Origin of the sequence: Streptomyces sp. DvalAA-43, assembly GCF_900091725.1 — a bacterium.
In the GTDB taxonomy this organism is placed as follows: domain Bacteria; phylum Actinomycetota; class Actinomycetes; order Streptomycetales; family Streptomycetaceae; genus Streptomyces; species Streptomyces pulveraceus.
Genome location: NZ_FMBW01000040.1, coordinates 309,823 through 334,285, shown reverse-complemented (window position 1 = coordinate 334,285; position 24,463 = coordinate 309,823). Strand labels below are relative to the sequence as shown.

The following is a 24,463-nucleotide window of genomic DNA, read 5'->3' as shown; positions in this document are numbered from 1 at the left end:
ACACCTCCCCACCGTGCGTACCGGTCGGTATGCTCGCGGTGCTTGCCCACGTACGCGCGCCATCGCTGTCGCCGCCCCGGGGAGGGCCCATGTCGCACGACCCCAGCACCCCCCGTACCGCCCTGCGTATCTGCCCTCTCTGCGAGGCCACCTGCGGGCTCAGCCTCACCATCGAGGGGACCAGGGTCACCGGCGCCCGGGGCGACCGGGCGGACGTCTTCAGTCGTGGCTTCATCTGCCCCAAGGGCGCATCCATCGGCGGGCTCGACGCCGACCCCGACAGGCTGCGCACCCCGCTCGTCCGCAGGGACGGCGTCCTGACGGAGGCGACCTGGGACGAGGCGTTCGAGACGATCGTCCGCGCCCTGCCCGCTCTGACCGAGGCGCACGGTCCGCAGGCCGTCGGGGTCGTCCTCGGCAACCCGAACGTGCACACCGTCGCCGGCGCGCTCTACCCGTCCGCGCTGCTCGCCGCCCTGCGCACCCGGGCCCTGTTCACCGCGAGCACCCTCGACCAGATGCCCAAGCACGTCTCCAGCGGACTGCTCTTCGGCGACCCGAACGCCATCCCGGTGCCCGATCTCGACCGCACCGGCCATCTGCTGCTCCTGGGCGCCAACCCCCTCGAATCCAACGGCAGCCTCTGCACCGCCCCCGACTTCCCCGGCAGGCTCAAGGCGCTGCGCCGCCGAGGCGGCACCCTCACCGTCGTCGACCCGCGCCGCACCCGCACCGCCCGCCTCGCCGACCGGCACATCGCCATCCGCCCCGGCACCGACGCCCTTCTCCTCGCCGCGCTCGCCCACGTCCTGTTCGAGGAGAAGCTCACCGCCACCGGCGCGCTCGCCGCCCATCTCGACGGGCTCGACGAAGTGGCCGACGCCATGGCGGAGTTCACACCCGAGGCGGTCGCCGAGGTCTGCGACGTGGACGCCGCCACCATCCGTACGCTCGCCCGTGAACTGGCCGCCGCCCCCACCGCCGCCGTCTACGGACGCATCGGGAGCTGCACCGTCGAGCACGGCACCCTCGCCAGCTGGCTCATCGACGTCCTCAACGTCCTCACCGGCAATCTCGACCGTCCGGGCGGCGCGCTCTTCCCGCTCTCCGCCACGGCCCGCGCGCCCCGGCCCGCCGCACCCGGCAAGGGCTTCGCCCTCGGGCGCTGGACGAGCCGGGTCTCCGGCCACCCCGAGGTCAAGGGCGAACTGCCCGTCGCCGCGCTCGCCGAGGAGATCGAGACACCGGGCGCGGGCCGGATCCGCGCCCTGGTCGTCCTCGCCGCCAACCCCGTGCTCTCCGCGCCCGACGGCGACCGGCTCGACCGGGCGCTCGGCGGGCTCGACCTCATGATCAGCGTCGACCCGTACCTCAACGAGACCTCACGCCACGCGGACGTGGTGCTGCCCCCGCCGCCGCCCTCGCGCAGCGCCCACTTCGACTTCGCGTTCAACGCCCTCGCCGTGCGCAACCAGGCCCGCTACACCCGGCCCGCCGTCCCCCTGGAGGACGGACTGCCCGACGAGAGCGAGATCCTGGCCCGGCTCGTCCTCGCCGTCTCCGGGACGCACGGGGCCGACCCGGCCGCGGTGGACGCCCTGGCCATCGACCGGACGCTGGCCAGGGCCGTGGCCGACCCGCACTCGCCGGTGCACGGCCGGAACCCCGCCCCGCTCGCCGCCGCCCTCACCGGCCGCACCGGACCCGAACGCCGCCTCGACCTGATGCTCCGCCTCGGCCCGTACGGCGACGGCTTCGGCGCCGACCCCGGCGGCCTCACCCTGGAGCGGCTGCTCGACCATCCGCACGGCATCGACCTCGGCCCGCTCCGGCCCCGGCTCCCGGAGGTCCTGGCCACCCGCAGCGGGCGCATCGAACTCCTCCCCGCGCCGATCGCCGCCGATCTGCCGAGGCTCCGCCGCGCCCTGGCCGAGCGGGGCGGAGCCGACACCCTCGTCCTCGTCGGCCGTCGGCATCTGCGCTCCAACAACAGCTGGATGCACAACATCGCCGCACTGAACGGCGGCTCGAACGTCTGCACCGTGCAGGTGCACCCCATCGACGCGGCCCGGCTGGGACTGGTGGACGGCGGCCCGGCCACCGTCGCCTCGGACGGCGGCGCGGTGACCGCCCCGGTCGAGATCACCGACGAGGTACGGCCCGGCGTGGTGAGCCTCCCGCACGGGTGGGGCCACCACCGCCCCGGCACCCGGCTCTCCGTCGCGGCGGCCCGCCCCGGTGTCAACGTCAATCAACTGCTGGACGGCACCCGGCTCGACCCGCTCTCCGGCACCGCCGTGCTCAACGGATTCCCGGTGACGGTCGTGCCGGGCACGGAATCTCGGGCGCCGGTTGCGCCCACGCCGTGATCCCCGCGTTGACCTGGGGTTTTGCTCGTATTGCTCGCATGTCAACATCTTGTTAACGCTGGGAACCGCGTCCTAACGTCATCCGCACCGCCGAGTCCGGTGGGAGTTCAAGGGTGAGCGATAGGTATCCATATGCTGACAATCCTCGGCTTCGCCATGATCGCGACCTTCCTGGTCCTGATCATGCTGAAGAAGATGTCGCCGATCGCGGCGCTGGTCCTGATCCCCGCGCTGTTCTGCGTCGCCGTCGGGCAGGGCGCGAAGCTCGGCGACTACGTCATCGACGGTGTCGGCAACCTCGCCCCGACCGCCGCGATGCTGATGTTCGCCATCGTCTACTTCGGCGTGATGATCGACGTCGGCCTCTTCGACCCGATCGTGCGGGGCATCCTGCGCTTCTGCAAGGCCGACCCGATGCGGATCGTCGTCGGTACGGCCGTGCTCGCCGCCATCGTCTCCCTCGACGGTGACGGCTCCACCACCTTCATGATCACCGTCTCGGCGATGTATCCGCTCTACAAGCGCCTCAAGATGAGCCTGGTCGTGATGACCGGTGTCGCCGCCACGGCGAACGGCGTCATGAACACCCTTCCCTGGGGCGGTCCCACCGCCCGCGCCGCCACCGCGCTCAAGCTGGACGCGGGCGACATCTTCGTCCCGATGATCCCGGCGCTCGGCATCGGACTGGTCGCGGTCCTGCTCCTCGCGGTCGTCCTCGGCCGCCGTGAGCGCAAGCGACTCGGCGTGCTCACCCTGGACGAGGCGCTGGCCGCCAGGACGGCCACGGAGTCCGAGACCGTGCTCGTCCCGGCGGGCGGCGGCGACCGTACCCGCAAGAACTCCGGCGGAGCCGGTACGGGTACGGACGCGGGCACGCACAGCGGCGCCGAGGAGAACGCGGACGGGGATGCGGACGAGGACGGGGACGAGGGCTTCAAGGGTCTGGACCCGAACCGGGCCACCCTGCGCCCCAGGCTCTACTGGTTCAACGCGGGCCTCACCGTCGCCCTGCTCACCGCGATGATCATGGAACTGATGCCGATCCCGGTGCTCTTCCTGCTCGGCGCCGCCCTCGCCCTCACCGTCAACTTCCCCCACATGCCCGACCAGCGGGCCCGGATCGCCGCCCACGCCGACAACGTCCTCAACGTCTCCGGCATGGTCTTCGCGGCCGCCGTCTTCACCGGCGTCCTCTCCGGCACGGGCATGGTCCAGCACATGGCCGACTGGCTCGTCGGCGCGATCCCCGACGGCATGGGCCCGCACATGGCGATCGTCACCGGCATCCTCAGCATCCCGCTGACGTACTTCATGTCCAACGACGGCTTCTACTTCGGGGTCGTCCCGGTGCTCGCCGAGGCAGGTGCCGCCCACGGCGTCTCCCCGCTGGAGATCGCCCGCGCCTCCCTGGTCGGCCAGCCCCTGCACATGTCGTCCCCGCTGGTCCCGGCCGTCTACGTACTCGTCGGCATGGCGAAGGTCGAATTCGGCGACCACACCCGGTTCACCGTCAAATGGGCCGCGCTCACCTCGCTGGTGGTCCTGTGCGCCGGACTCCTGTTCGGCATCATCTGACCGTGCGCACCGTCCAAGAGCCCGGCAGGAGCTGGCTGCCGCGCCTCGTCATCGCCTTCGCCCTCGCGCAGGGGGCGGTGTCGATGGCCCGGCCCGCCGTCTCCTACCGGGCTCTCGCGCTCGGTGCGGACGCGCGCGCCATCGGTGTGATCGCCGGGGTGTACGCGCTCCTCCCGCTCTTCGCCGCCGTCCCGCTCGGGCGCAGGACCGACCACGGCCGCTGCGCGCCCCTGCTGCTCCTCGGCGTCGTCCTGATCGCGGGCGGCTGCGCCTTCAGCGGCCGGGCGGGCACGCTGACGGCGATGGCGGCCTGGAGCGGTGTGATGGGGCTCGGCCACCTCTGCTTCGTCATCGGCGCCCAGTCGATCGTCGCCCGCCAGTCCTCCCCGGCCGAACAGGACCGCGACTTCGGGCACTTCACCATCGGCGCCTCCCTCGGCCAGCTCATCGGCCCGATCGCCGCGGGGTATCTGATCTCCGAGCGTGACGGTGCGATGGCCCGTACGAGCGCACTCGCCCTGCTCGTCTCGGCGGCCGTCGCCGCCGTCTCCCTCGGCTCGCTCCGGCGCATCGAGCACCGGTCCGCGCCCGCCGCCCACCGGGCGGACCAGGCCGCGAAGGTCCCCGTCGGCCGCATCCTGCGCGCCCGCGGCGTCCCCGCCGGGATCTTCATCAGCCTCGCCGTGCTCTCCGCCACCGACATCCTCACCGCGTACCTGCCCGTCGTCGGCGAACACCGGGGCATCGCCCCCGCCACCATCGGACTGCTGCTCAGCCTGCGCGCCGCCGCCACCATCGCCTGCCGTCTGGTGATGACCCCGATGCTCCGGGTGCTCGGCCGCACGGCGCTCCTCACCACCACCTGCCTGCTGGCCGGGGTGCTCTGCGCGGGCATCGCCCTGCCCGTCCCGGTGGCCGTGCTGGCCGTGCTGCTCGCCGCGCTCGGCTTCTGCCTCGGCGTCGGGCAGCCGCTCTCGATGACCACCGTCGTCCAGGCCGCCCCGCCGGAGGCCCGGTCCACCGCGCTCGCCCTCCGGCTGACCGGCAACCGCCTGGGGCAGGTCGCCGCCCCCGCGTCCGCCGGTCTGATCGCCGGAGTGGCGGGCACCGCCGCGCCGTTCGTCATGCTCGGTGCCCTGCTGCTCGCGGCGGCGGGGCTGGGCCTACGCGGCGGGCGGAAGGTCCAAGCCGGTACCGCCCCGGACGTACCGGAGCCCCGGCCCGGCCGGCGCGCCGCCGACCGCGACCGTACCTGACCTCCACGCCGGACGGCGGCCGTTGACCTCAAGTCCACTGGAGGTCGTACGTTCCTCGCATGAGCATGGAAACCACGGCGTGGACGCAGCTCCACAACGTCATGAACGCGCAAGCGGACCGACGCCCCTTCGACCGGACCACCCTGCGGCGCATCGCCGCGTTCGCCCGCCCGCACCGGCGCCGGGTCGCGCTGTTCCTGGTCCTGAGCGTGGCGACGGCGCTGCTCGCGGTCGCCACCCCCGTACTCGCAGGCCGGGTCGTGAACGCGATCGTCTCCGGCAAGGAGTCGGACACCGTCACCCGGCTGTCCCTCCTCATCGCCGTGATCGCCGTCGCGGAGGCCGCACTCGGCCTGGTCAGCCGCTGGCTCTCGGCCAATCTCGGCGAGGGCCTGATCCTCGATCTGCGCACCGCCGTCTTCGACCATGTGCAGCGCATGCCGGTCGCGTTCTTCACCCGGACCCGCACCGGTGCGCTCGTCAGCCGCCTCAACAACGACGTCATCGGAGCCCAGCGCGCCTTCAGCAACACCCTGTCCGGCGTCGTCAGCAATCTCGTGACGCTGCTGCTCACCCTCGGTGTCATGCTCTCCATCTCCTGGCAGATCACCGTGCTCGCGCTGGTGCTGCTGCCGGTGTTCGTGCTGCCGGCCCGGCGGATGGGCACCCGGATGGCCAGGCTCCAGCGGGAGGCCGCCGCCCACAACGCCGCGATGGGGACCCGGATGACCGAGCGCTTCTCCGCACCCGGCGCCACCCTGATCAAGCTCTTCGGCCGCCCCGCCGACGAGTCCGCCGAGTTCGCCGTCAGGGCCGGGCGGGTGCGCGACATCGGCGTCCGCACGGCCATGGCCCAGTCCGCCTTCATCACCGCCCTCACCCTCGTCTCCGCGCTGGCCCTCGCCCTGGTCTACGGGCTCGGCGGCCACTACGCGCTGCGCGGACAGCTCGACGCGGGCGCGGTGGTCGCCCTCGCCCTCCTGCTGACCCGGCTGTACGCACCGCTCACCGCACTCGCCGGGGCACGCGTCGAGGTGATGAGCGCGCTGGTCAGCTTCGAACGGGTCTTCGAGGTCCTCGACCTCAAGCCGCTCATCGACCAGAAGCCGGACGCGCGGGCGGTCCCGGAGGGCCCGGTGTCCGTCGAGTTCGACCGGGTGCGGTTCGGCTATCCGTCCGCCGACAAGGTCTCGCTCGCCTCGCTGGAGGACGTCGCGAGCCTCGACACCCGAGGCGGCGACGAGGTACTGCGCGGGATCTCCTTCCGCGCCGAGCCCGGACAGACGGTGGCGCTCGTCGGCTCGTCCGGCGCGGGCAAGTCGACCATCGCCCAACTGCTGCCCCGGCTCTACGACACGGACGAGGGCGCGGTCCGCATCGGCGGCGTCGACGTACGCGATCTGACCGCCGACACCCTGCGCGACACCCTCGGCATGGTCACCCAGGACGGCCACCTCTTCCACGAGTCGGTGCGCGCCAATCTGCTGCTCGCCCGCCCCGGAGCCACCGAGGAGGACCTCTGGGACGCGCTGCGCCGGGCACGGCTGGAGGGCCTCGTCGCCTCACTGCCCGACGGGCTCGACACCGTCGTCGGCGAACGCGGTTACCGGCTCTCCGGCGGCGAACGCCAGCGGCTGACCATCGCCCGCCTGCTGCTGGCGCGCCAGCGCGTCGTCATCCTCGACGAGGCCACCGCCCACCTCGACAACACCTCCGAGGCGGCCGTCCAGGAGGCCCTCGCCGAGGCGCTCGCCGGACGCACCGCGGTCGTGATCGCCCACCGGCTCTCCACGGTCCGGACGGCCGACCTCATCCTGGTGGTGGAGGACGGGCGGATCGTGCAGCGCGGCACGCACGACGAACTGCTCGCGGCGGGCGGCCGGTACGAGGAGCTGTACCGCACCCAGTTCGAGAACCCGGGGGCGGAGCACGGGGAACTCGACCGGCAGCCCCTGGCGTGACGGGCGTCTCTGGCGCCCGAAAACTAACAGCGCTAGTTTGGGTTGCGGACGACCCCGTCCGCAACGGTGACCGGGAGGAACAGCGATGAAGGCCCACGACGGCATGTACATCGACGGGGCCTGGCGGCCCGCCGCGGGACGGGACACGATCGCGGTGGTGAACCCGGTGGACGAGCAGGTCATCGCCCAGGTCCCGGCGGGCACCGCCGAGGACGTCGACGCCGCGGTACGGGCCGCCCGCGCCGCGCTCCCCGGCTGGGCGGCCACCGCGCCCGCCGAGCGCGCCGCGCGGATCGCCGCCCTGCGCGATGTGCTCGTCGCCCGCAAGGACGAGATCGCCGCGACCGTCACCGCCGAACTCGGCGCACCGCTGCCCTTCTCGCAGCTGGTCCACGCGGGCGTCCCGGTCCTGGTGGCCGGTTCGTACGCCGAGCTCGCCGCCTCGTACGCCTTCGAGGAGAAGGTCGGCAACTCCACCGTGTACGCCGAGCCGGTCGGCGTCGTCGGGGCGATCACCCCGTGGAACTACCCGCTGCACCAGATCGTCGCCAAGGTCGCCCCCGCGCTCGCGGCGGGCTGCACGGTCGTCCTCAAGCCCGCCGAGGACACCCCGCTGACCGCCCAGCTCTTCGCCGAGGCCGTCGACGAAGCGGGCGTCCCCGCGGGCGTGTTCAACCTGGTCACCGGCCTCGGCCCGGTCGCTGGTCAGGCCCTGGCCGAGCACGACGGCGTCGACCTGGTCTCGTTCACCGGCTCCACCGCCGTCGGCCGGCGGATCGGCGCCACGGCCGGTGCGGCCGTCAAGCGCGTCGCCCTCGAACTGGGCGGCAAGTCCGCCAACGTCATCCTGCCGAGCGCCGACCTCGCCAAGGCGGTCGGCGTCGGCGTCGCGAACGTGATGGGCAACTCCGGCCAGACGTGCAGCGCCTGGACCAGGATGCTGGTGCACACCTCGCGGTACGACGAGGCGGTCGCGCTCGCCGCGGAGGCGGCCGCCAAGTACGGCGACCGCATCGGGCCGCTCGTCAACGCCAAGCAGCACGCGCGGGTGCGCGGCTACATCGAGAAGGGTGTGGCGGAGGGCGCCCGCCTGGTCGCGGGCGGCGCCGAAGCCCCGCGCGAGCAGGGTTACTTCGTCAGCCCCACGGTCTTCGCCGACGTCACCCCGGAGATGACCATCGCCCAGGAGGAGATCTTCGGCCCGGTCGTCTCGCTCATCCGGTACGAGGACGAGGACGACGCCCTGCGCATCGCCAACGGCACCGTGTACGGCCTGGCGGGCGCGGTCTGGGCGGGTGACGACGCGGAGGCGGTGGCGTTCGCCCGGCGGATGGACACCGGTCAGGTCGACATCAACGGCGGCCGGTTCAACCCGCTCGCCCCGTTCGGCGGCTACAAGCAGTCCGGCGTCGGCCGCGAACTCGGCTCCCACGGGCTCGCGGAATACCTCCAGACCAAGTCCCTCCAGTTCTGACCGCCCTTCCGGTCTCCAGTTCCGAGCGTCCCTCCAACTCCCCTTTGCCGACCGTCAAGGAGCCTGTTCGTGGTCCGCGCCGCCGTACTGCCCGCCGTCGGAGCTCCCCTGGAGATCACCGGCATCGAACTCCCGGAGCCCGGCCCCGGCCGGGTGAGGGTCGCCCTCGCCGCCGCCGGGGTCTGCCACTCCGACCTCTCGCTCTCCGACGGCACCATGCGGGTGCCCGTCCCCGCCGTCCTCGGCCACGAGGGCGCGGGCACCGTCGTCGCGGTCGGCGAGGGCGTCACCCATGTGGCGCCGGGCGATGGCGTCGTGCTCAACTGGGCACCCTCCTGCGGCAGTTGTCATGCCTGCGTGCGGGGCGAGGTCTGGCTCTGCGTCAACGCGCTGAACGGCGCGGGCGAGGTGCACGCCCGGCGCGCGGACGATGGCAGCGAACTGCACCCCGGTCTCAACGTCGCCGCGTTCGCCGAGGAGACGGTGGTCCCCGCGGGCTGCGTCCTGCCCGCCCCGGCCGGTGTCCCGCTCACCGACGCGGCCCTCCTGGGCTGCGCGGTCCTCACCGGATACGGCGCCGTGCACCACGCGGCGCGGGTGCGCGAGGGCGAGAGCGTGGCCGTGTTCGGTGCCGGGGGAGTGGGGCTGGCCGCGCTCCAGGCCGCCCGGATCGCCGGTGCCTCGCGCATCGTCGCGGTCGACGTCTCCCCACGCAAGGAGGAGCTGGCCCGCCGGGCGGGCGCCACCGACTACGTGGTGGCCTCGGAGAACACCGCCCGCGAGATCAGGGCCCTCACGGACAAGCAGGGGGTGGACGTCGCCATCGAGTGCGTGGGCCGCGCCACCACCATCCGTACCGCCTGGGAGTCGACCCGCCGCGGCGGCCGGACCACGGTCGTCGGCATCGGCGGCAAGGACCAGCAGGTCACCTTCAACGCCCTGGAGCTCTTCCACTGGGGACGCACCCTCTCCGGCTGCGTCTACGGGAACTCCGACCCCGCGCGGGACCTGCCCGTGCTGGCCGCCCATGTCCGCGAGGGGCGGCTCGACCTGGGCGCCCTGGTGACCGAGCGCATCACCCTGGACGGCATCCCGGCCGCGTTCGACAACGTGATCGCCGGCAGGGGCGGACGAGCCCTGGTGGTGTTCTAGCCCGCATCCGGCGAGGACCCCGGGGCGAGGGCCCCGTGCGGGGTGAGCAGCCGGGTGTCCATCTCGCCCTGCTCGAAGAGCCGGGAGGCCGGACCCACGATCAGGGGGTCCGGCTCATGGGCCACCGACGTGTCCTTGCCCGGATAGTCGAAGCGGTGCAGCACGTGCCGCATCGCCTCCAGCCTGGCCCGCTTCTTGTCGTTGCTCTTCACCACGGTCCAGGGCGCGTCCGCGGTGTCCGTGTGGAACAGCATCAGCTCCTTGGCCTCCGTGTACGCGTCCCACTTGTCCAGCGAGGCGAGATCGACCGGGCTCAGCTTCCACCGCCGTACCGGATCGATCTGCCGGATCATGAACCGGTTGCGCTGCTCGTTGCGGGAGACGGAGAACCAGAACTTCACCAGGTGGATGCCGTCCCGGGCGAGCATCCGCTCGAAGCCCGGTGCCTGGTGCATGAATTCGAGGTACTCCCGGGTCGTGCAGAACCCCATCACCCGCTCCACACCAGCCCGGTTGTACCAGGACCGGTCGAAGAGCACGATCTCCCCGGCGCTCGGCAGATGGGCCGTGTACCGCTGGAAGTACCACTGGGTGCGTTCGCGTTCGGTGGGCTTCTCCAGCGCCACGACCCGTGCGCCGCGGGGGTTGAGGTGCTCGGTGAAGCGGTTGATCGTGCCGCCCTTGCCGGCCGCGTCCCGCCCCTCGAAGAGGATGACGAGGCGCTCGTCGCGCTCCTTCACCCAGTGCTGGAGCTTGAGCAGTTCGATCTGCAGGGCACGCTTGGACTTCTCGTACGCCTTCCGGCCGAGCTTGTGGTCGTACGGGTAGTCCTCGCGCCAGGCGTCCCGGGCTCGGCCCTCCGGCGTCACCAGGACCGGATCGTCGTCACCGCTCTCCGCCACCCGGAAGCCGTCGAGGCCGGGGCCCCCGTAGCGGGCCGCCTCGGTGAGCGTGTCCAGCATGGCTTCCCGGGCCCCGGCCGAGTCCTTCTTCCGCTTCCGCTTCCCCGTCCGCTCAGCGGCGGCCGCTTTCCCGGTGCTCCGCGTCATGTCGGCGTCCCTCCACCGGCCGTGCCGGATTCTTCCGCGTCAGGCCAGTCTGCGGACGCATCCGGGAGACCGCCACCCCGGCCAGGCAGAGCAGCCCGCCGACGACGGCGAGCGGCGCGGGCACCTCGTCCAGCAGCAGCCAGGACATCAGCACCACCAGCGCCGGTACCGCGTACGTGGTGGCGCCCATCCGTCCGGCCGTGGTCCTGGCGAGCGCGTAGGCCCAGGTCGTGAAGGCCAGCGCGGTCGGGAAGAGGCCGAGATAGACCATGTTCAGGGTGGCGGACAGCGGCGCGTCGGCGGCCTCGGAGACCAGCGCACCGGAGAACGGCAGACAGGCGACGGTGCCGACCAGACAGCCGAAGGTGGTGATCTGGAGCGCGGAGCCGTGCCGGAGGGCGGGCTTCTGGCGCACCACCCCGGTCGCGTACGCCACGGCGGCCAGCAGACACAGCAGCACGCCGAGCACCGACGCGCCACCCTGCCCCGACATCGAGAGCCCCACCACCGCGGCGCCCGCGAACGAGACGGCCATGCCCGCCAGCAGTCTGCGCGGCAGCCCCTCGCCCAGCATGCGGGCGCCGAGCAGCGCGATCAGCAGGGGGCCGATGTTCACCACCATCGCGGCCGTGCCCGCGTCCACCTGCTGCTCGCCCCAGTTGAGGACCACCATGTACAGGCCGAACCAGAGCAGCCCGGACCAGACGATCCCCGGCCAGGCGGCCCGCGGCGGCAGCCCCTCGCGCCGCACCAGCAGCAGCGTGCCCAGCGCCAGGGAGCCCGCGAGCAGCCGGCCGAGGGCGAGCGCGCCGGGCGAGTAGGCGTCACCGGCGCTGCGGATCGAGACGAAGGCGGAGGCCCACAGCAGCACGGTGGTGGTGGCCGCGGCGGTGGCCCGCCAGTCGCGCGGCGGGGCGGGGGAGGAGAGCGGGGATGTCGTCATGGCCACGACCGTACGGCCGTGACCGTTCGGCCCCTACCGAAGAGTCGCCGCCTCGATGCCGAGGTGCTCGTACAGCGCCCGCTCCCCGTCCGGGGTGGCCTTCACCGCCCGCCCGGACCCGATCCGTACGCACCACCCGGTGTCCAGCGCGTGGCGGCAGAGCGCGGCGCCCGCGACCCCGGCCAGGTGCGGCCTGCGCTCCGTCCAGTCCAGACAGCTCCGTACGAGGGGGCGCCGCGAAGCCGTCTCCAGGCCGATGCCCAGCCCGCCGAACCAGCGCAGGCCCTCGCCGGTGAGTGCGAAGCCGGTGTCCTGCTCCAGCAGTCCGCGTACGGTCATGGCGTCGGCGATCGCGATGCCGATCCGCCCCGCGAGATGGTCGTAGCAGGTGCGCCCGCGGGCCAGTGCGCTGCCCGCGCTCACCGCGCCCAGGGTGCGTGGCCGCTCGGGTACGGAGCCGGGGACGACCTGGGCCGCGAGGTCCTCGACGAGATGCGCGGTCCGTTCGTCGGCCAGCCGCAGATAGCGGTGGCGGCCCTGCCGCTCCTCGGCCAGCAGCCCGCCCGCGACGAGCTTCCCGAGGTGTTCGCTGGCGGTCGACGGTGCCACGGAGGCGTGCCGGGCCAGCTCGCCGGCGGTCCAGGCGCGGCCGTCGAGCAGGGCCAGGCAGAAGGCCGCGCGGGTCTCGTCGGCGAGGAGCGCGGCCAGGGCGGCGAGCCGGGGCGCGGCCGGGTCGGAGTGTGCCTTGCGTGCCATGGTTCCAGGATGCGTCAGGAACGCTTCGGTGGCTGCCGAACCGTGCCGGCCGGGGCCAGCAGTGCGTACTGGACCGAGAGGCCGTCGACCAGGGCCCGCAGCCCGGTCTCGAAGGCGCCCTCGTCGACCTTCTGGCGGTGCTCGGCCAGCAGGTGGGCCTGGCCGAGATGCGGGTAGTCGGCGGGGTCGTACGCCGTCTCGTCGTCGACGAAGCCGCGGGCGAAGGAGCCGAGGGCCGAGCCGGTGATGAAGTAGCGCATCAGGGCCCCGATGTACGTCGCCTGGGCGGGTGGCCAGCCCGCCCTGACCATCGCGCCGAACACCGCGTCGGCGACCCGGAGACCGGCCGGCCGGCGGCCCGGCCCCTGGGCGAGCACCGGGACGATGTGCGGGTGCTCGGTGAGCGCCGCACGGTAGGAGACGGCCCAGTCGTGCAGGGCCGCCCGCCAGTCGCGGGTGTCCGACGCGTCGAACATCGACAGATCGACCTGTGCGGAGACGGTGTCCGCGACCGCGTCGAGGATCTCGTCCTTGTTGCGGAAGTGGTTGTAGAGCGAGGGCCCGCTGACCCCGAGTTCGGCCGCGAGCCGCCGGGTGGACACGGCGTCGAGCCCCTCGGAGTCCACGAGTGCGCCCGCCGCCTCGACGATGCGGTCTCTGCTGAGGAGGGGCTTGCGCGGTCGGGCCATGCGGCACATAGTAGGGCCTGCGCCCATAAAACTAGCAGTGCTAATTGAGAGCGTCCGGAAGCGGAGGGTCGAAGGATGAACCTGGAGCTCAGCGAGGAGCAGGAAGACGTCCGTCGGCTCGCCGAGGACTTCGTCGCCCGGGAGGTCGCCCCGCACGTCGTGGCGTGGGACCGGGCCGAGAACGTCGACAGGTCGATCGTGAAGAAGCTGGGCTCCGTCGGCTTCCTCGGGCTGACCGTCCCCGAGGAGTACGGCGGTTCGGGCGGTGACCACCTCACGTACTGCCTGGTCACCGAGGAGCTGGGCCGCGGCGACTCCTCGGTCCGCGGCATCGTCTCCGTCTCCCTCGGCCTCGTCGCCAAGACCATCGCCGCCTGGGGCGACGAGGCGCAGAAGCGGCACTGGCTGCCCGGCCTCACCGCGGGCGAGGCGATCGGCTGCTTCGGCCTCACCGAGCCCGGCACCGGCTCGGACGCCGGGAACCTCGCGACGAAGGCGGTCCGCGACGGCGGGGACTACGTCATCAACGGCAGCAAGATGTTCATCACCAACGGCACCTGGGCGGACGTGGTGCTGCTCTTCGCCCGCACCAATGACACCCCGGGCCACAAGGGCATATCCGCCTTTCTGGTCCCCACCGACGCCCCCGGCCTCGGCCGCCGCACCATCCACGGCAAGCTCGGCCTGCGCGGCCAGGCCACCGCCGAAGTGGTCCTGGAGGATGTCCGGGTGCCCGCGTCGGCGCTCATGGGCCCGGAGGGCAAGGGCTTCTCCATCGCCATGTCCGCCCTGGCCAAGGGGCGGATGTCGGTCGCGGCCGGCTGCGTCGGCATCGCACAGGCCGCCCTCGACGCCGCCGTGGGCTACGCGGGCGAGCGCGAGCAGTTCGGCAGGCCCATCGCGGGCCATCAGCTCGTCCAGGAGCTCATCAGCGACATCGCCGTGGACGTCGACGCCGCCCGGCTGCTGACCTGGCGGGTGGCGGATCTCGTCGACCGCCGCGAGGAGTTCGCCACCGCCGCCTCCAAGGCCAAGCTCTTCGCCTCCGAGGCCGCCGTCCGCGCCGCCAACAACGCGCTCCAGGTCTTCGGCGGCTACGGCTACATCGACGAGTACCCGGTCGGCAAGCTGCTGCGCGACGCCCGGGTGATGACGCTCTACGAGGGCACCAGCCAGATCCAGAAGCTGATCATCGGCCGCGCGTTGACGGGCGTCTCCGCCTTCTGACCCCGCCCTCCGACCCCGCACCGTCGCTCGAACGGACGTCTGAGTACCGGCTGAGTACCCGAACGGATGTGGCGCACGCCACGTCGGCCGATGCTGGGCCCCATGAGTGAGACAGCATCGGTCAAGCAGCAGAGCACCGCGGCCTTCTACGGCCAGGCCGTCGCCTCCTTCGGGGTGGCGATCGCCGCGGTGGCTCTCGGCATCTACTTCCTGGACGCCGACGCCTGGGTCCGCGGATTCCTCGCGATCGGCGTCCTCTACCTCGTCACCTCCTGCTTCACCCTGGCCAAGGTCATCCGGGACCGCCAGGAGGCGGGGCAGCTCGTCAGCCGGGTCGACCAGGCCAGGCTGGAGAAGATCCTCGCCGAGCACGACCCCTTCCAGAAGCTCTGACGATCGCACCGGACGGACCCTAAGCGCTTGCTCAGGTTCGGGGTATGGTGTTCGTCCTGGTGACGAGAGGGGCGAGTGACGATGAGCACGGCGGAGGAGACCGACGGCGACAGCGCGCCGTGGGCCGAGGTGACGCCCGAGGCGGCCAGGCGGCTGCTCGTCGCCGCCGTCGACGCCTTCGCCGAGCGCGGGTACCACGCCACCACCACCCGCGACATCGCGGGCCGGGCGGGGATGAGTCCCGCCGCGCTCTACATCCACTACAAGACGAAGGAAGAGCTGCTCCACCGGATCAGCAGGATCGGCCACGACCGCGCCCTGTTCGTTCTGGAGGCCGCCGCCGACGGCGGGGGCACGGCGGCCGAGCGGCTGGCCGAAGCCGTACGGTCCTTCGTCCGCTGGCACGCCGAGCGGCACACCACCGCCCGCGTGGTCCAGTACGAGCTCGACGCCCTCGGGGAGGAGCACCGCACCGAGATCGTCGAGCTGCGCCGCAGGAGCGACGCGGTGGTGCGCCGGATCATCAGCGAGGGCGTGCGGGCGGGGGAGTTCGACGTCCCCGACATCCCGGGGACCACGCTCGCGGTGCTCTCGCTCTGCATCGACGTGGCGCGCTGGTTCAACGCGCAGGGCAGCCGGACGCCGGACGAGGTCGGCGAGCTCTACGCCGACCTCGTGCTGCGCATGGTCGCGGCGGAACGCCAGAAGTAGCAGCGGCCCCGGGGAGCGGCGGCGGCCCCGGAGGCGGGGCGCGGCTCAGAAGTAGTAGCGCGACACCGACTCGGCCACGCACACCGGCTTGTCGCCGCCCTCGCGCTCGACCGTGACGACGGCGGTGACCTGCACCCCGCCCCCGGCCTCCTCGACGCTCCTCAGGACGGCCGAGGCGCGCAGCCGCGAGCCCACGGGCACGGTGGACGGGAAACGGACCTTGTTCGTCCCGTAGTTGATGCCCATCTTCATGCCCTCGACCCGCATGATCTGCGGTACGAGCGTCGGCAGCAGCGAGAGCGTGAGATAGCCGTGCGCGATGGTCGTGCCGAACGGCCCCGTGGCAGCCCGCTCCGGATCCACATGGATCCACTGGTGGTCACCGGTGGCGTCGGCGAAGAGGTCGATCCGCTTCTGTTCGATCTCCAGCCAGTCGCTGTGTCCCAGCTGCTCGCCCACTCCGTCGCGCAGCTCCTGCGCGGACGTGAAGATCCTCGGCTCTGCCATGTCCCTGGTCCCTGCCCTTCCCGCTCCGGTTCGTTCCCCAGCGCACTGTCTAAGCGCTTGCTCAGCATGGTTGGCGGGTGCGTTCCTGTCAACGACGGACCGGCCGGGGTCGGCCACGTAGGGTTGGAGGGGTGCCCCAGATCCCACAGACGCTCCATGAACTCACGGTCGGACAGCTCTCCGCGCGCAGCGGCGCCGCGGTTTCGGCCCTGCACTTCTACGAGGCCAAGGGCCTGATCAGCAGTCGCCGCACCAGCGGCAACCAGCGCCGCTACAGCAGGGACGCGCTGCGCAGGGTCGCGTTCGTCCGCGCGGCCCAGCGGGTCGGCATCCCGCTCGCCACCATCCGGGACGCGCTCGCCGAGCTGCCCGAGGAGCGCACCCCGAACCGCGAGGACTGGGCGCGGCTCTCCGCCGCCTGGCGCTCCGAACTGGACGAGCGCATCGAGCAGTTGGGGCGGCTGCGGGACCATCTCACCGACTGCATCGGCTGCGGCTGCCTGTCGCTGGAGAACTGCGTGCTCTCCAACCCGAACGATGTCTCCGGTCAGCGGATCAGCGGCTCGCGTCTGATGCCGGAGCGCCCGTCGGCCGGGTGCGGCTAGCCGAAGCGCGGCCGTGACGGCCCCTGTGCTGCTCGGGCAGGGGGTCGAGGAGGCGGCGTCGGTACGGACGCACGGCGGGAGGCCCCGCGTACGCCCGGGGCCGCCACCGCTCAGGCCACCGACGCGAGATCCCGCCGCCGTGTGCCCCGGGCCTTCGCCAGCGCCCCCGGGGTGAGCACCGGCTGGGGCACCACGATCCCGCACCCCGTGCAGACCGGCCCCGACCACGGCGCGCACTCCAGATCCTGCCGCCAGCGGATCTCGGCTCCCGCGCACACCGGGCAGACCGTGCCGGGCTCCGCCTCCAGCGCCGTGATCAGCCGGCGCAGGACCTCGGCGAGCGGCTCCGACGGATGCACCGCCGGGTCCTCGCACCGCGCGACCCCGTGGCCGCCCCAGGTGCGCCGGTGCCAGTCGTCGAACGTGCCGGGCCGCCGCAGCCCGTCGTACTTCTCCCGTCGGCGGCGTTCGGCGAACCCCGCCTCGTAACCGAGCCAGACCGCCCGCGCCGCCTCCAGCTCGTCCAGCGCGCGCATCAGCCGCGCCGGATCGGGGGACCGGTCCTCCGGCCCGATACCGTGCCGGACGCACAGATGGTCCCAGGTCGCCCGATGTCCATAAGGGGCGAACCTCTCCAGGCACTTGCGCAGCGAATACCGCCGCAGTGCCAGGTCGCTCCGCGGATCGCGCACCTGTCTCGCAAGACTCCGGAATCCCGCCACCGCTCCGTCACCTCCGTCGCTCGTACTTCGGCGTCAGGGAATGGACGTACGGCTGCCCGTTCCGGATCCCTCCAAGCGTGACGTTGTCCGGAATTCGACAGGCCCCGGGGCCGCGACGCACCGGCGCGGACGGCCGCATGTGACGATTCGGAAAAGGTGACGGTTGCTCACCTTACCGGCGAGTCATACCGCCAGTAACCTCCGGCGCATCGGCCTCTCGGAGGAGCACGCATGCCCCCACGCACCGTCACGTTCAGAGCCGCCACCGCCGCGGCGGTCATCGCGCTCGGCGCCACCCTGCTGGCGGCCTCGCCGCAGGCCGGCGCCGCGGCGGCGGAACCCGCGCCCGTCACCGACTACTGCCAGGGCCAGTGCGACGACATCCTGCCGCCCGGCGAGAACGGCAACGCCACCCTCGTCGAGATCCTCGGCAACAAGGCGTTCGGTACGCACCCCGCCCACAGCGACGACCAACTCGACCGTTACAACGGCCTGGTGGCCGGACACACGGGTCTCACCGACCAGAAGCTGACCGAATTCTTCAACGACGCCTCGTTCGGTGTGCCCAAGGACCAGGTGGAGTCCGTCACCTCGCCGCGCGACGACGTCACCATCACCCGTGACAAGGCGTCCGGCGTCCCGCACATCAAGGGCACCACCCGCTACGGCACCGAGTTCGGCGCGGGCTTCGCCGCCGGCCAGGACCGGCTCTGGCTGATGGACCTCTTCCGGCACATCGGACGCGGCGAACTGACCTCGTTCGCCGGGGGCGCGCTGGCCAACCAGGGCCTGGAGCAGCAGTTCTGGCCGCAGGCCCCGTACACCGAGGCGGATCTCGAAGCCCAGGTCGAGTACATCAGGACCCATGAGGGCGCCCGCGGCGAGCAGGCCATGGCGGACGCGCAGGCGTATGTCGACGGCATCAACGCCTACCGCGACAAGTCCAAGAACGGCCGCTACTTCCCGGGCGAGTACGTCCTCACCGGCAAGATCGACGCCATCACCAACGTCGGCGAGATACAGCCGTTCAAGCTGACCGACCTGATCTCCATCGCCTCGGTCGTCGGCGGCCAGTTCGGCGGCGGCGGTGGCGGCGAGGTGACGGCGGCGCTCTCGCTGCTGGCCGCCCAGCAGAAGTACGGCGTCGCCGAGGGCACCAAGGTCTGGGAGTCGTTCCGCCAGCGCGAGGACCCCGAGGCCGTGCTGACGGTCCACGACGGCACCTCGTTCCCGTACGCGGGCAAGCCCGACAAGGCCCGCGGCACCGCGCTGCCCGACAGCGGCTCCGTCACGGCCGAACCCCTCATCCACGACCGCACCGGCTCCGCGGGCACCGACCGGAAGACCCCCGTCAAGGCCCCGGCCGCGCTCAAGAAGGCCCAGGGCATTTACGACGACGGCGTCATCCCCGAGGGATCGCTGCCCGGCTCCGGCTCCGGCGCCCAGAGGCGCGGCATGTCCAACGCCCTGCTGGTCTCCGGCGAGCACACCGCGAGCGGCAACCCCATCGCCGTGTTCGGGCCGCAGACCGGCTACTTCGCCCCGCAGCTGATGATGCTCCAGGAACTCCAGGGGCCGGGCATCAGCGCCCGCGGTGTCTCCTTCGCCGGTGTCGGGATGTACATCCAGATGGGCCGCGGCCAGGACTACGCCTGGAGCGCCACCTCGGCAGCCCAGGACATCACCGACACCTACGCCGTCGACCTGTGCGAGCCCGACGGCTCCACGCCCACCAAGGACTCCACGCACTACCTCTACCGCGGCACCTGCACCGCCATGGAGACACTGGAGCGCACCAACTCCTGGACGCCGACCGTCGCCGACTCCACGGCGAAGGGCTCCTACCGGATGCAGGTCCGGCGCACCAACTACGGCATCGTCACCCACCGTGCCACCGTGGGCGGCAAGCCCGTCGCGTACACCTCGCTGCGCTCCACCTACCGCCACGAGGCCGACTCCATCATCGGCTTCCAGATGCTCAACGATCCTTCGTACGTCACGGACGCCGCCTCCTTCCAGCAGGCGGCGAGCCATATCGACTACGCCTTCAACTGGTTCTACGCCGACTCCCGCACCGCCGCCTTCTACAACAGCGGCATGAACCCGGTGCGCGCGGCGGACGTCGACCCGGCACTGCCGGTGCGGGCCGAGCGGGCCTACGAGTGGCAGGGGTACGACCCGGCCGCCAACACCGCCGCGTACACCCCGTTCGCCGAGCACCCGCACTCCAGCGGGCAGGACTACTACATCTCCTGGAACAACAAGCAGGCCAAGGGGTACGCCGCCGCGGGCTTCGGTCTCAGCGCCGTGCACCGGGGCGATCTGCTGGACCAGCGGGTGTCGAAGCTGGTCGAGCAGGGCGGCGTGACCCGGGCGTCCCTCACCCGGGCCATGGCCGAGGCCGCGGTCACCGATCTGCGCGGCGAGCAGCTGCTTCCCGAACTGCTGAAGGTGATCCGCTCCCGGCCGGTGACCGACCCCGAACTGAACGCCGCAGTCCAGCAGTTGGAGTCCTGGCGGGCGGCGGGCTCGCAGCGCAGGGAGAGCAGCCCCGGTTCGCACGCGTACACCCATGCCGACGCGGTGCGGATCATGGACGCGTGGTGGCCGAAGCTGGTCGAGGCCGAGTTCCGGCCGGGGCTCGGTGACGATCTGTACGGAGCGCTGACCGCGGGCCTCGCCACCGACGAGTCCCCGGCGGCCAGTCACGGGCCGAGCGGGGCGCACAGCGGATCCGCGTTCCAGTACGGCTGGTGGGGTTTCGTGGACAAGGACCTGCGCCAGGTCCTGGGCCGGCCGGTCAAGGGGCCGCTGGCCAGGACGTACTGCGGCGGCGGCGATGCGAGCGGCTGCCGTGACGCACTGCTCGCGTCCCTGAAGCAGGCCGTGGCCGAGCCGGCGACGGCGGTCTACCCCGGGGACGACAACTGCAAGGCGGGCGAGCAGTGGTGCACCGACTCGATCATCCACCGGCCGCTGGGCGGGATCGCCCAGAAGGCCATCCACTGGCAGAACCGTCCGACGTACCAGCAGGTGGTGGAGTTCCCCGCCCACCGGTAGGGGCTCCCGTCCCCTGAGGGCGCGCATGAGCCGTCTGCCGGGCGGACCCGGATCCCCCGGGTCCGCCCGGCACCTCTCACCGGTGTCTCACCGGTACTGGAGATACCGTTTGCGCACCGCCCGGAAGGCGGCGAGCTCCTTCGACCAGGCCCCCACCACCTCGTCCGTGTCCGCCCCCGCGTCGATCATGGTGCGGACCCGGGTGTTGCCGGTGAGCTTGTCGATCCAGTTGTCCGAGCGCCACTCGAACCCGCTCCAGGTCCGCTTCGCCGTCACCAGCAGCGCGATGCCGGTGCGTACCGGATCGAAGACCTCGCGGTCGTGGACGTGCAGTTGCACACCGCCGACCGTCTTCCCCTGGAACTTGGAGAACGTCGGCGCGAAATACGCCTCGCGGAAGGCGACCCCGGGCAGCCCGAGTGCGTTGACGGCCGCCGCCCAGCGGTGGTCGATGCCCTCCGCGCCCAGCAGCTCGAACGGCCGGGTGGTGCCGCGCCCCTCGGAGAGGTTGGTGCCCTCGAACAGGCAGGTCCCCGAGTAGACCAGGGCCGTGTCGGGCGTCGGCATGTTGGGGCTCGGCGGCACCCACGGCAGCCCGGTCGCGTCGAAGAAGTCCGAGCGCTTCCACCCGGACATCTTCACGATGCGCAGGTCCACCGGCCGCTCGGCCAGGAAGCGGGCGTTGAACAGGAGCGCCAGCTCGGTGACCGTCATGCCGTGCGCCTGCGAGATCTCCCGGCGGCCCACGAACGTGGAGAACGCAGGGTCGAGCACCGGGCCGAGCGCCGCCCGCCCGGTCACCGGGTTCGGGCGGTCCAGGACGACGAACCGCTTGCCCGCGAGGGCCGCCGCCTCCATGCAGTCGTAGAGCGTCCAGATGTACGTGTAGAAGCGGGCGCCCGCGTCCTGGATGTCGAAGACGACCGTGTCCACACCGGACGCGGTGAAGACATCGGCGAGCGCCTGCCCGCTCTTCAGGTACGTGTCGTAGACGGGGAGTCCGGTCGCCGGGTCGTCGTAGCGCCCCTCCGAGCCGCCCGCCTGCGCGGTGCCGCGGAAGCCGTGCTCCGGGCCGAAGACGGCGATCAGGTCAACCCGCTCGTCCGGGTGCATCACATCGACGATGTGACGCACGTCGGAGGTGATCCCGGTGGGGTTGGTGACGATCCCGACCCTCTCGCCCTTCAGCAGCGCGTAGCCGTCCGCCGCCAGCCGGTCGAAGCCGGTGCGGACCCGGCCGGGCCCCTTGCCCCGGGCGGGGGCGGCGGTCGCGGACCCGGCCCCGGCGGCCGTCGCCGCGAGGGCCCCCACCGCACCGCCGGCGGTCAGCAAACCACGTCTGGACAGGCTCATTCGGGTACCTCCATGATCGCGACGCATGTCATGGTCACGCACGCTAGCGCGCGTTCAGGCCCTACGGAACGAGCCGGACGGGACGGGTGTGACAGGAGCGCTTCCCGGGCGGTGTCCGCCTCTTCCGCTCCGGCATACCGACTGGTTAGTCTGCCAGTGCAGTCGGCCGAGAGCCTCTCGGAGATCACCCGACAGGCTCCGAGAGAGGCGGGACCCGATGAGTGCGGTGCAGGGCGCGGGCGTGGTGGTCACAGGGGCCGGAGGCGGCATCGGAGCCGCGCTGGCCCGCCGGTTCGCCGCGGAGGGCGCGCGGGTCGTGGTCAACGACCTCGACGAGGCGCGGATCAAGCCGCTCGCCGAGGAGATCGGCGGCACCGCCGTCGCCGGGGACGCCTCGCTGATCGTGGACGCCGCCCGGGACGCGCTCGACGGCACCGTCGATGTCTACTGCGCCAACGCGGGCCTCGCCTCGCCCGGCGACGCCTTCGCGGACGAGGAGGTCTGGGCCGCGGCCTGGGACGTCAATGTGATGGCCCATGTCCGCGCTGCCAGGGCGCTGCTGCCCGACTGGCTGGAGCGCGGCAGCGGCCGCTTCGTCTCGACCGCCTCCGCCGCCGGACTGCTGACGATGATCGGCGCCGCGCCGTACAGCGTCACCAAGCACGGCGTCGTCGCCTTCGCCGAATGGCTCTCGCTCACCTACCGCCACCGCGGCATCAAGGTTCACGCGATCTGCCCGCAGGGCGTGCGTACGGACATGCTCACCGCCGCCGGATCGGCCGGGGAGCTGGTCCTCGCCCCCAGCGCCATCGAGCCCGAGGCGGTCGCCGACGCGCTCTTCGACGCCATGGCCGAGGACCGCTTCCTGGTCCTGCCGCACCCCGAGGTCGGCGGCTACTACCGGGCCCGAGCCCAGGACACCGACCACTGGCTCGGCAGCATGAACCACCTCCAGCGGAAGTGGGAGGAGACCGGCGCATGACCGAGTCGATCTACGCGGCCAGGCCATGGGTCTCCCTGCTCAGCGACGCCCAGCGGGCCCCCGTCAGCCCCGCCGCCACGCTCGTCCACGCCTTCCGGGAGTCCGCCGCCCGCAGCCCCGGACACCCCGCGCTCGCCTACTTCGACGGACGCCTGAGCTACCGCGAGACCGACGCGCTCTCCGACTCGGTGGCCGGCCATCTCGCCGCCGCGGGCCTGGAGCGCGGCGACCGGGTCGCGATCATGCTGCAGAACACCCCGCAGTTCGTCCTCGCGCTGCTCGGCGCCTGGAAGGCCGGCGCCACGGTCGTCCCGCTCAACCCGATGTACAAGTCCGGTGAGGTCGGCCATGTACTGAAGGACGCCGAGGTCACCGCGCTGATCTGCGCGGACCGGGCCTGGGAGGCGTATCTGCGGGACACCGCGGCCGGTGCCCCGACGGTACGGATCGCCCTGACCACCAGCGAGCTCGACCTCCAGACGCGGAACGACGAGCGGGTGCTGGGCTTCGACCGGCTGCCCGTGCCCGAGGACGCCGAGGATCTGGTCGCCGTCGCCCGGCGGGGCATCAAGGCCCCCGAGGGGCGCGAACCCGCCTCCGCCGACGTGGCGTTGATCAGCTACACCTCCGGGACCAGCGGCACTCCCAAGGGCGCCATGAACTCCCACGCCAACATCATGGTCAACGCCGAGCGCCAGCGGACCGGGCACCCCGTCGCCGAGGGCTCCTCCTACTTCGCGCTCGCCCCGCTCTTCCACATCACCGGCATGGTGTGCCAGCTGGCCGCCTGCCTCACCAACGCGGGCACCCTCGTCCTCGCCTACCGCTTCCACCCGGCCGTCGTCCTGGAAGCCTTCGCCGCACACCGCCCCGCCTACACCGTGGGCCCGTCCACCGCCTTCATGGCGCTGGCCGCCCACCCCGACGCCACCCCCGATCACTTCGCCTCCTTCCGGGTGATCTCCTCGGGCGGGGCACCGCTGCCGCCCGCACTGGTCGAGAAGTTCCGCGCGGGCTTCGGCCCGTACATCCGCAACGGCTACGGCCTCACCGAGTGCACCGCCCCCTGCGCCTCCGTACCGCCGGAGCGCGAAGCCCCCGTCGACCCGGTCTCCGGGACCCTCTCCGTCGGCGTCCCCGGCCCCGACACGGTGGTCAGGATCCTGGACGAGAACGGCGCGGAGGTGCCCTTCGGGGAGCAGGGCGAGATCGCGGTCCGCGGCCCGCAGGTCGTCTCCGGCTACTGGCGGCTCCCCGAGGCCACCGCCGCCGCCTTCCCGGACGGCGAGCTGCGCACCGGTGACATCGGCTTCATGGACGGCGCGGGCTGGCTCTATGTCGTCGACCGCAAGAAGGACATGATCAGCGCCTCCGGCTTCAAGGTCTGGCCGCGCGAGGTGGAGGACGTCCTCTACACCCACCCGGCGGTCCGGGAGGCGGCCGTCGTCGGTGTCCCCGACGCCTACCGCGGCGAGACCGTCCGTGCCTACGTCAGCCTCCGGCCCGGCGCCTCCGCCGAGCCCGGAGAGCTGAGCGCGTACTGCGAGGAGCGGCTCGCCGCGTACAAGTACCCGCGCGAGGTCGAGATCCTGGCCGAACTGCCGAAGACGGCGAGTGGGAAGATCCTCAGGCGGGAACTGCGTTCCCCCCGATGACGGACTCACGCGGAAGGAAGGTGG

The 24,463-nt window shown here is 72.3% G+C and carries 20 protein-coding genes; 13 read left to right on the top strand and 7 right to left on the bottom strand.

The features are described from left to right. The first annotated feature begins 89 nt into the window (after positions 1–89). The 6 genes from GA0115234_RS14095 to GA0115234_RS14070 all read left to right on the top strand — a co-directional run bounded on the left by GA0115234_RS14095 (position 90) and on the right by GA0115234_RS14070 (position 9,787). The gene (locus GA0115234_RS14095; RefSeq protein WP_093541443.1) at positions 90–2,369 is read left to right on the top strand and encodes a molybdopterin-dependent oxidoreductase; all 2,280 of its coding nucleotides are present in this window, start codon (positions 90–92) and stop codon (positions 2,367–2,369) included. A gap of 132 nt (positions 2,370–2,501) precedes the next feature. Then, positions 2,502–3,944 carry a CitMHS family transporter gene (locus GA0115234_RS14090; RefSeq protein WP_093541441.1) on the top strand — a complete coding sequence of 481 codons (1,443 nt, stop codon included), beginning with the start codon at positions 2,502–2,504 and terminating at the stop codon, positions 3,942–3,944. Then, the gene (locus GA0115234_RS14085; protein ID WP_237541365.1) at positions 3,941–5,200 is read left to right on the top strand and encodes an MFS transporter; all 1,260 of its coding nucleotides are present in this window, start codon (positions 3,941–3,943) and stop codon (positions 5,198–5,200) included. The genes GA0115234_RS14090 and GA0115234_RS14085 overlap by 4 nt, the downstream gene beginning before the upstream one ends. 59 nt (positions 5,201–5,259) lie before the next feature. Continuing rightward, on the top strand, positions 5,260–7,161 hold the full coding sequence (locus GA0115234_RS14080) for an ABC transporter ATP-binding protein (protein ID WP_093541438.1): 1,902 nt from the start codon (positions 5,260–5,262) through the stop codon (positions 7,159–7,161). 85 nt (positions 7,162–7,246) lie between these two features. Further along, on the top strand, positions 7,247–8,635 hold the full coding sequence (locus tag GA0115234_RS14075) for an aldehyde dehydrogenase family protein (RefSeq protein ID WP_093541436.1): 1,389 nt from the start codon (positions 7,247–7,249) through the stop codon (positions 8,633–8,635). A 69-nt stretch (positions 8,636–8,704) separates the two neighbouring features. Further along, on the top strand, positions 8,705–9,787 hold the full coding sequence (locus tag GA0115234_RS14070; RefSeq protein WP_093541434.1) for a Zn-dependent alcohol dehydrogenase: 1,083 nt from the start codon (positions 8,705–8,707) through the stop codon (positions 9,785–9,787). On the opposite strand, the gene ppk2 is transcribed toward GA0115234_RS14070, so the two are convergent. The 4 genes from ppk2 to GA0115234_RS14050 are packed head-to-tail and all read right to left on the bottom strand — an operon-like array spanning position 9,784 to position 13,224. Continuing rightward, entirely contained in the window at positions 9,784–10,836 is a 1,053-nt protein-coding gene (gene ppk2, locus GA0115234_RS14065; protein WP_237541323.1) for a polyphosphate kinase 2, read from the bottom strand. The genes GA0115234_RS14070 and ppk2 overlap by 4 nt on opposite strands. Next, a complete protein-coding gene (locus tag GA0115234_RS14060) occupies positions 10,802–11,779 on the bottom strand; it encodes a DMT family transporter (RefSeq protein WP_093541432.1) in 978 nt (325 codons plus the stop codon). The genes ppk2 and GA0115234_RS14060 overlap by 35 nt, the downstream gene beginning before the upstream one ends. A gap of 33 nt (positions 11,780–11,812) precedes the next feature. Further along, positions 11,813–12,535: an ArsR/SmtB family transcription factor gene (locus GA0115234_RS14055; protein ID WP_093541430.1), complete on the bottom strand. Its 723-nt coding sequence runs from the start codon at positions 12,533–12,535 to the stop codon at positions 11,813–11,815. A 14-nt stretch (positions 12,536–12,549) separates the two neighbouring features. Beyond that, a complete protein-coding gene (locus tag GA0115234_RS14050; RefSeq protein ID WP_093541428.1) occupies positions 12,550–13,224 on the bottom strand; it encodes a TetR/AcrR family transcriptional regulator in 675 nt (224 codons plus the stop codon). 75 nt (positions 13,225–13,299) lie between these two features. On the opposite strand from GA0115234_RS14050, the gene GA0115234_RS14045 reads away from it, so the two are divergent. The 3 genes from GA0115234_RS14045 to GA0115234_RS14035 all read left to right on the top strand — a co-directional run bounded on the left by GA0115234_RS14045 (position 13,300) and on the right by GA0115234_RS14035 (position 15,555). Further along, the gene (locus GA0115234_RS14045; protein WP_093541426.1) at positions 13,300–14,451 is read left to right on the top strand and encodes an acyl-CoA dehydrogenase family protein; all 1,152 of its coding nucleotides are present in this window, start codon (positions 13,300–13,302) and stop codon (positions 14,449–14,451) included. 102 nt (positions 14,452–14,553) lie between these two features. Further along, positions 14,554–14,844: a YiaA/YiaB family inner membrane protein gene (locus GA0115234_RS14040; RefSeq protein ID WP_176729156.1), complete on the top strand. Its 291-nt coding sequence runs from the start codon at positions 14,554–14,556 to the stop codon at positions 14,842–14,844. A gap of 81 nt (positions 14,845–14,925) precedes the next feature. Next, positions 14,926–15,555 (top strand): TetR/AcrR family transcriptional regulator, encoded by a 630-nt coding sequence (locus tag GA0115234_RS14035; RefSeq protein ID WP_093541633.1) that lies wholly within the window; start codon positions 14,926–14,928, stop codon positions 15,553–15,555. 45 nt (positions 15,556–15,600) lie between these two features. On the opposite strand, the gene GA0115234_RS14030 is transcribed toward GA0115234_RS14035, so the two are convergent. After that, on the bottom strand, positions 15,601–16,062 hold the full coding sequence (locus tag GA0115234_RS14030; RefSeq protein ID WP_093541422.1) for a MaoC family dehydratase: 462 nt from the start codon (positions 16,060–16,062) through the stop codon (positions 15,601–15,603). 131 nt (positions 16,063–16,193) lie between these two features. Here GA0115234_RS14030 and soxR point away from each other — a divergent pair, with 131 nt between their 5' ends. After that, positions 16,194–16,667, top strand: coding sequence for a redox-sensitive transcriptional activator SoxR (gene soxR, locus GA0115234_RS14025; RefSeq protein ID WP_093541420.1), 474 nt, complete (start codon positions 16,194–16,196; stop codon positions 16,665–16,667). Between the two features lie 110 nt (positions 16,668–16,777). Here soxR and GA0115234_RS14020 read toward each other — a convergent pair whose 3' ends face one another. After that, positions 16,778–17,389 (bottom strand): hypothetical protein, encoded by a 612-nt coding sequence (locus tag GA0115234_RS14020; RefSeq protein WP_093541418.1) that lies wholly within the window; start codon positions 17,387–17,389, stop codon positions 16,778–16,780. Positions 17,390–17,620: 231 nt separating this feature from the next. Here GA0115234_RS14020 and GA0115234_RS14015 point away from each other — a divergent pair, with 231 nt between their 5' ends. Next, positions 17,621–20,449 carry a penicillin acylase family protein gene (locus GA0115234_RS14015; protein WP_093541416.1) on the top strand — a complete coding sequence of 943 codons (2,829 nt, stop codon included), beginning with the start codon at positions 17,621–17,623 and terminating at the stop codon, positions 20,447–20,449. A gap of 87 nt (positions 20,450–20,536) precedes the next feature. Here the strand turns inward: GA0115234_RS14015 and GA0115234_RS14010 are convergent, their stop codons facing one another. Beyond that, complete coding sequence (locus GA0115234_RS14010; RefSeq protein ID WP_093541414.1) at positions 20,537–21,802, bottom strand: exo-beta-N-acetylmuramidase NamZ family protein; 1,266 nt, start codon at positions 21,800–21,802, stop codon at positions 20,537–20,539. A gap of 217 nt (positions 21,803–22,019) precedes the next feature. Here GA0115234_RS14010 and GA0115234_RS14005 point away from each other — a divergent pair, with 217 nt between their 5' ends. Continuing rightward, positions 22,020–22,784 (top strand): SDR family oxidoreductase, encoded by a 765-nt coding sequence (locus GA0115234_RS14005; protein ID WP_093541412.1) that lies wholly within the window; start codon positions 22,020–22,022, stop codon positions 22,782–22,784. Continuing rightward, positions 22,781–24,439: an AMP-binding protein gene (locus tag GA0115234_RS14000; protein ID WP_093541410.1), complete on the top strand. Its 1,659-nt coding sequence runs from the start codon at positions 22,781–22,783 to the stop codon at positions 24,437–24,439. The genes GA0115234_RS14005 and GA0115234_RS14000 overlap by 4 nt, the downstream gene beginning before the upstream one ends. Positions 24,440–24,463 lie beyond the last annotated feature (24 nt).